We start from the raw sequence: 6,581 nt of genomic DNA, 5'->3' as shown, positions 1-6,581 counted from the left end.
GGATGTCACGGCCGGGTAGGGGTGGGGGCTGGTTGGGGCCTGTGAGGGGGTGCCCTCGGCTTGGGTGAGGCCTTGGGGACGGGGTGGGGTGGTTAGGGAGTTCGGGGCTTGCTTTGGGTGAGGGCGGCGCCGGCGAGGACGATGAGGGCGCCCACGGGGGTGTTCCAGGAGAGGTGTTCGTTGAGGAGGGCCACGCCGGACGCGGTGGCGATGACCGGGACGAAGTAGGTGACCATCTGGGCGGTGGTGGGGCCGACTTCCGCGACCAGCCCGTACTGGAGGAGGAACGCGACGCCGGTGCCGAAGGCGCCGAGGGCGACGACGGCGAGCACGGGGAGGAGCGGGAAGCTGGTCGGGGCCGGGGTGAACAGGGCTGACACGACGGCCAGTTGGAGCGTGGCGAGCAGCAGCTGGGTGCTCGACATGGAAAGGTGCGAGTGCTGGGCGCCGGCGAGGGTGCGGCGGACGTAGATCCAGCCGATGGGGTAGCTCAGGGAAGCGCCCAGGGCCATGGCGGTGCCGGTCAGGTCGGTGCCGGAGAAGCCCTGCCAGGCGCCGAGGACGGTGAGGACGCCCAGGAAGCCGATGCCGAGGCCCGCGACGCGCCGCCGGGTGGGCCGGTCCTCCGAGAGGGCGACCACCGACAGGGCCATGCCCCACAGGGGCGAGGTGGCGTTGCAGATGCTGGCCAGGGTGGAGGGGATGGTCAGCTCGGAGTAGGCGAAGAGCGAGAACGGCAGCGCGTTGAGGAGGAACGCGGCGACGGCGAGATGGCCCCAGGTGCGGGGTGAGCGGGGGAGCCGTTCGCGCTTGAACGCCAGGATCGCCAGGAGCACCAGCGCGCCGAACGCCACGCGGCCCAGGCTGACCTGGAGTGGCGCGAACCCTTCGGTCCCGACCTTCATGAAGAGGAAGCTGAAGCCCCAGACCAGGCAGAGGAAGGCGAAGCGGAGCTGCCAGCCGAAGGTGCGGCGCGGGGCGGAGCGCGGGGGCGTGTCGGGGCGCGCGGCGGTCGCTGTCCGTGCGCGCGCGGTCGCGGTGCGGGGTGCCGGCACGGTGGGGGTCGCCGGGGCGGGGGCTGGGCCGTTGCTGGGGGAGGTGGCGGTGGCGGGCGCGTCGGTGGTGCTCATGGCATCTAAGATGCACAGCGCAAATTCGTAGAACAAGCGAGTTTTCGTTCTAGGTATCGCGTAGCATTGCTTACATGTTGAATCTTGATCGGCTGCGGACGCTGTCCGCGATCGCCCGGCACGGTTCGGTGAGCGCGGCCGCCGAGGGGCTGCATGTGACGACTTCGGCGGTCTCCCAGCAGATCGCGAAGCTGGAGCGCGAGACGGGGCAGCAGCTGCTGGCGAAGAACGGGCGCGGGGTCCGGCTGACCGACGCCGGGCGGCTGCTCGCCGACCATGCGGTGCGCATCCTCTCGCAGGTCGAGCTGGCGCAGGCCGAGCTGGAGGCGCATCGCGGCCAGCCGGTGGGTGAACTGCGGATGGGCGCGTTCCCTACGGCGGCGCGGGGCCTCTTCCCGTACGCGCTGGCCGAGTTGCGTGCCGAACATCCACAGCTGCGGCCCAGGTTGCGGGAGAAGGAGCCGGACGACTCGGTGCGTGGAGTGGTCCGGGGGGATCTCGATCTCGCGGTGGTGCTGGATTGGTACAACCGGCCGCTCTCGCTGCCCGATGGGTTGGCCAAGGCGCCGCTGCTCGATGACCCGTCCGATGTGGCGATGCCGTCGGACCATCCGCTGGCCGGGCGGCGGTCGGTGGAGTTGGAGGAGTTCGCGGATGACGAGTGGATCTCGTGGCCGCAGGGGGAGTTCTGTCATGAGTGGCTGATGTTCACCCTGCGCAGTAAGGGAGTGGAGCCACGGATCGCGCATCTGGCTGAGGAGCATCACACCCAACTGGCGCTGATCGCCGCCGGTTTGGGGGTTGCGGTGGCGCCGCGGCTGGGGCGGGGGCCGGTGCCGGAGGGGGTCAGTGTGGTGCCGGTACGCCATCCGATGCGGCGCCATGTCTACGCCATCTGGCGCGCGGATGCCGACCGCCGGCCCTCCATCCGGGCGGCCGTCGCGGCGCTCCGAAGGGCCGGGGAGCGGGTGGAGGCCGGGATGGGCGGGGAACCGGTCAGCCGCTGAGAGACCGATCGAGGAGTGGGTGCATTGGTCGGCGTCGCTGGGCGCAGGGAGGCGGTCAACCGTCGATCGGCCACTGGCCATCGGCCATAGGAACGCCGGTCGTCTGCCGCCCGTGAGCGGTGGCTCGTCCTCAGCTAACGGGCGTCGGCCATGCGCAACGGACGGCTGGCCTTCGGCCAATCGTGTGTCGGCCACGGTGACCAACGGCTGGTTCTTGGCACAGATTCGACGGGCAGCGGGGGCTGCCGGGTGGCAACCGGCGTGCGCTCGCCGACGTGTTACGGCTGCAGCTGCGGCTTGTCGGGGTGGTTCGTTGGGCGGCTCGGTCGGAGGCCGGCCGGGGATGGCCCGGTGGGCGGTCGGGTAGTTCTGGCGTCGGCCGAGGAAGCGTGGGAGCGGGCGCCACCTTCGGCGTCACACACGACGAACCCGTGTGGTCGCCTCCACGTCGCGTCCGGCAGGCGGTTCAGCTCAAGGCTGCGCTTCACAGCCATCGCTTGGCGGCTTCGACACTGTCGCCGCCGCTGGTGTTGAACGCGATCGCGGCCCTTGGCGCATGCCGCCGGACGAGGTTCACGACCTGCTCGAAGAACGTCACGAGGGGTTCGGGCTTGCGTATTCCGCCGCCGATGACGACGACGTCCCAGTCTTGCTCGGACGGTGCCGCGACCACCGTGGGCTCGGCTGATTCGTCGGGCGCGATCAGCGTCATGGAAGCGTCGATGGCATGTTCGCCGAAACGGGCCAGTTCCTTGTTCAGGACCGCGCCCATGGCGTCACCGTCCATACCAGGCACGGCGTGAGGGTCGAAACCGAGAATGAGAACGGAAGGCATGCCTTGTTTGACGATCACCTCACCGTGTCGGTTCCGCTGCCCGAAGCCGCCATCCCGGTGACGCCCCATCGTGGGCACCAGGCTCTGTCCTCGGGCCAGTCCCGCGCTGGGCCCGCGGCCAGGCCCGGTGGGGACGCAGGTTCAGGCCGGGGCCCAGCCCAAGCCCGGCGCCGGGTTCCTCCTCGGCCCCGGAGCCCTCGTCTCGTCCCGGCCTGGACCCCGGCTCGGACATCACCCCCCGGGGCCGGTCTCAAGCACCGGCCCCGGCCCGGTATCCGGTCCCGTGACCACCCCGCGGATGATGCCGAGTTCCAGCAAGTCCTGGGGGCGGATGTGGAGTTGGTTGGCGGTTTGCTGGGAGTCGGTTGGGGGGCGTTTGAGGATGGCGGTGGCGAGTTCGGGGGCGATGACGGAGAAGTAGCTGTCGGGGGTGGCCCAGAGATTGTCGGGGGCGGCGAGGGCGAGGGCGCCGCCGGAGCCGCCCTCGCCGATGAGCAGGGAGGTGACGGGGACGCGGGCGGAGGCGAGGGCGGCGAAGGTGTCGGCGATGGCCGCGCCGGCGCCGGCGCGCTCGGCGGCCGCGTCGTTGGCGGCGCCCGGGGTGTCCACCAGGGTGAGGACGGGGATGCCGAACCGGTCGGCGAGGCGTATCAGGCGGGTGGCGGTGCGGAAGCCGGCGGGGCGGGTGGCCGTGCCGCACTGGGCGGCGAAGGCGATGGTGCGGCCGTCGCGGTGGCCGAATCCGCAGCGCATCCCGGGGTCGCGGCCGCCGCATCGGTCGCCGCTGATCTCTTGCCAGTTGTCGAAGTATGCGCGGAGGTATGCCTCGGCGCGAGGGCGGTGCGGGGCGCGGGCCTGGTTCACCGCGTCCCAGCCGGTGACGGGCAGGGGAGTGGTGCCCAGGGCCAGGGGCACGGGTGCCGGTGCTGGGGTGGGGGCGGAGGTGGGTGTGGTGGGTGGTTCGGTGGTGGGGGAGAGGAGGTGGAGCCAGTGGCGGAGGGTGGAGCGGAGGGAGTCGGCGGGGACGACGGCGTCGATGTGGCCGGCTGCGAGCTGGCCCTCGGCGGAGTAGGCCTGCGGATCGGCGTCCGGGGGGCGCACTCGGGAGCCGGCGAAGCCGACCTGGGCGTGGGGCAGGGCCAGAACCACATCGGCTCCGGCGCCGAGGGTGGCCCAGCCGCCGCCGGTGGTGGGGTCGCGGAGGACCGCGATCTGGGGCAGGCCCGCGGCGCGGTTGAGCGCGGACTGCCGGGCCACGCGCTGGAGTTGGGACAGGGCGCGCATGCCCTCCTGCATGCGGCTGCCGCCCGTGGCGATCAGGGAGACCAGGGGCAGGCGGCGCTCGCGGGCGGCCGTGTAGGCGGCGACGAGGCGGTCGCCGGTCCGTTCGCCGAGGGAGCCGCCGAGGAAGTGGAACTCGAAGGCGATGATCACCAGGTCCGTGCCGCCGGTGCCGGCGAGCGCGGTGACCACCGACTCGTCCTCGCCGGTGCGGGTGCGGGCGCGCTCCCGGGCGGCGTCGTAGCCGTCCCAGCCGAGGGGGCCGTCGGGCGGGCCGGCGCCGCCGGGCGGGCCGGGGGCGTCGGCGGGGGTGAACTCGGTGGCGGAGTCGGTGACCGCGGCGATGGCCTGGCGGGCGGTCAGGCGGATGCGGGGCGCGGGAGCGGCGCCGGGGCGCGGGTGGTCAGGCATCGGGGCCTCCGGCCGGGGGCGCGGCGGGGCGCAGCTCCCGCTTGAGGATCTTGCCCATGTCATTGCGGGGGAGGGCGGTGAGGAAGTGCACGGTGCGGGGGCGTTTGTGGGGGGCCAGCTGGCGGGCGACGTGGTCGGTGAGCTCCTGGGCGGAGGGGGCCGGGCCGGCACCGGGGCCGGTCTCGGGCACGATCCAGGCGACGATCCGTTCGCCGAGGTCCTCGTCCCGTTCGCCGGTGACGGCGGCCTCGGCGACGCCGGGGTGGGCGAGGAGGGCGTTCTCGATCTCGCCGGCGCCGATCTTGTAGCCGCCGCTCTTGATGAGGTCGGTGGCCTTGCGGCCGACGATGCGGTAGTTGCCGGCCGCGTCCCGGACGGCCATGTCGCCGGTGCGGAACCAGCCGCCGTCGAACGCCGCGGCGGTGGCGTCGGGGCGGTTGAGGTACTCGGTGAAGAGGTTCGGGCCCCGGACCTGGATCTCGCCGACCGTCTCGCCGTCGCCGGCCTCCACCGCTTGGCCCGCGTCATCGACGAGCCGGACGTAGACCCCCGGCAACGGGACCCCCACCGTGCCGGTGGCGTCCGGGGCGTCGGCGCGGACGCTGGTGTTCATCAGCGTTTCGGTCATGCCGTAGCGCTCGATCACGCGGCGGCCGGTGGCGGCGGTGAGCCGCTCGTGGTCGGTGAGCGGCAGCGCCGCCGAGCCGGAGACCAGCAGCCGGGCCCGGGCCAGCGCCTTGGCCAGCGCTGGATCCTCCCCGGCGTCCAGGGCGAGGCGGTGGTACATCGTCGGGACGCCGAACAGCATCGTGCCGTCCGCGGCGAGCTCCCGGGCGACCGCCTCGGTGCTGAACCGGCCCAGGTGGTGGACGCTGCCGCCGCGGCGCAGCGGGCCGAGGACGCCCAGGATCAGGCCGTGGACGTGGAACAGCGGCAGGGCGTGCACCAGGACGTCGTCGGCGGTCCACTGCCAGGCGTCCTCCAGCGCGTCGAGGGTGTGGGCGATGGCGCGCCGGGGGAGGACGACGCCCTTGGGCGGGCCGGTCGTGCCGGAGGTGTAGACGATCAGGGCGGGGGACTCGTCGCCGGGCTCGGCCGGGAGCGGGCCGGGCGGGGTCTCCTCGCCGGGCACGGTGACGGCCACGTCGAGGCGGGGCAGCGCGGCGAGCGGGCCGGGGAGCTCGGCGTCCGGCGCGGCCAGGACGAGGGCGGGCGCGCTGTCGGCCACGATGTGCGCCAGCTCGCGCTCGCCGATTCTGGGGTTCACCGGGACCGCGGCGACTCCGGCGAGCAGGGCGGCGACCACGCCGACCGACGTCTCCAGTGTCGGCGTCGCCCAGACGGCGATACGGGCCCGGCCGCCGGGCGTCAGCTCGCCGATCCGCTCGGCGAGCGGGCCCGCCACCACGGCGAGTTGGCGGTGGCTGAGCGCGCGGTCGCCGAAGCGCAGGGCGGGGGCGGGGGAGCCGTCGCGGAGGGCGGGGAAGAGGACGTTCACCGGGTCTCCTTCGTCGTCGGGCGCCGGCCGGGGCCGGGCTGTCGCTGTCCCGCACGCGCCGCCGCGCGGATCGGGCTGACGTACTCCACTCTCGCAGAGACCGCTGACATCGCGACGGGCGCGCCGCCGGCCTGTGGATAACTCCCGAGAGCTTTGCGGACGCCGGTTGCCGGTTGCCGGCTGCCCGTTGGCGGTCGCCAGCTCCCCGTTGGCGGTTGCTGGGTTCCGGTGGGTGATCGCTGTCGGGCGGTCGCCGGGTGGTGGCCGCCGCCCGCTGACGGTCGGACGCTGACCACGGCCCGCCGCCCGCTGAGGGCCGTACGTCGCCCGCCGCCCAGGGCCGTCTGCTGCCCACGGCCCGCCGCCTGCCGTCCGCGCCCGGCACCCGCCACCGCTCACGGCAGCCCGCGTACGCGGCC

5 protein-coding genes are annotated in these 6,581 nt (G+C 73.7%); 1 reads left to right on the top strand and 4 read right to left on the bottom strand.

Annotated elements, in window-relative coordinates; translation table 11 throughout:
• Window positions 1–92: 92 nt before the first annotated feature.
• Window positions 93–1,130: a DMT family transporter gene (locus ADL22_RS09240; RefSeq protein ID WP_066975641.1), complete on the bottom strand. Its 1,038-nt coding sequence runs from the start codon at window positions 1,128–1,130 to the stop codon at window positions 93–95.
• Between the two features lie 74 nt (window positions 1,131–1,204).
• Here ADL22_RS09240 and ADL22_RS09235 point away from each other — a divergent pair, with 74 nt between their 5' ends.
• Window positions 1,205–2,137, top strand: coding sequence for a LysR family transcriptional regulator (locus ADL22_RS09235; RefSeq protein WP_066975639.1), 933 nt, complete (start codon window positions 1,205–1,207; stop codon window positions 2,135–2,137).
• Between the two features lie 484 nt (window positions 2,138–2,621).
• On the opposite strand, the gene ADL22_RS09230 is transcribed toward ADL22_RS09235, so the two are convergent.
• The 3 genes from ADL22_RS09230 to ADL22_RS09220 all read right to left on the bottom strand — a co-directional run bounded on the left by ADL22_RS09230 (window position 2,622) and on the right by ADL22_RS09220 (window position 6,162).
• Window positions 2,622–2,972 carry a hypothetical protein gene (locus ADL22_RS09230; protein WP_066975643.1) on the bottom strand — a complete coding sequence of 117 codons (351 nt, stop codon included), beginning with the start codon at window positions 2,970–2,972 and terminating at the stop codon, window positions 2,622–2,624.
• A gap of 231 nt (window positions 2,973–3,203) precedes the next feature.
• Complete coding sequence (locus ADL22_RS09225; RefSeq protein ID WP_066975637.1) at window positions 3,204–4,664, bottom strand: carboxyl transferase domain-containing protein; 1,461 nt, start codon at window positions 4,662–4,664, stop codon at window positions 3,204–3,206.
• Window positions 4,657–6,162: an acyl-CoA synthetase gene (locus tag ADL22_RS09220; RefSeq protein WP_066975635.1), complete on the bottom strand. Its 1,506-nt coding sequence runs from the start codon at window positions 6,160–6,162 to the stop codon at window positions 4,657–4,659. Before ADL22_RS09220 ends, ADL22_RS09225 begins: the two co-directional genes overlap by 8 nt.
• Between the last annotated feature and the right edge of the window lie 419 nt (window positions 6,163–6,581).

The organism is Streptomyces sp. NRRL F-4489 (genome assembly GCF_001509485.1).
In the GTDB taxonomy this organism is placed as follows: domain Bacteria; phylum Actinomycetota; class Actinomycetes; order Streptomycetales; family Streptomycetaceae; genus Streptomyces.
This window is presented reverse-complemented; position numbering and strand designations above follow the sequence as displayed.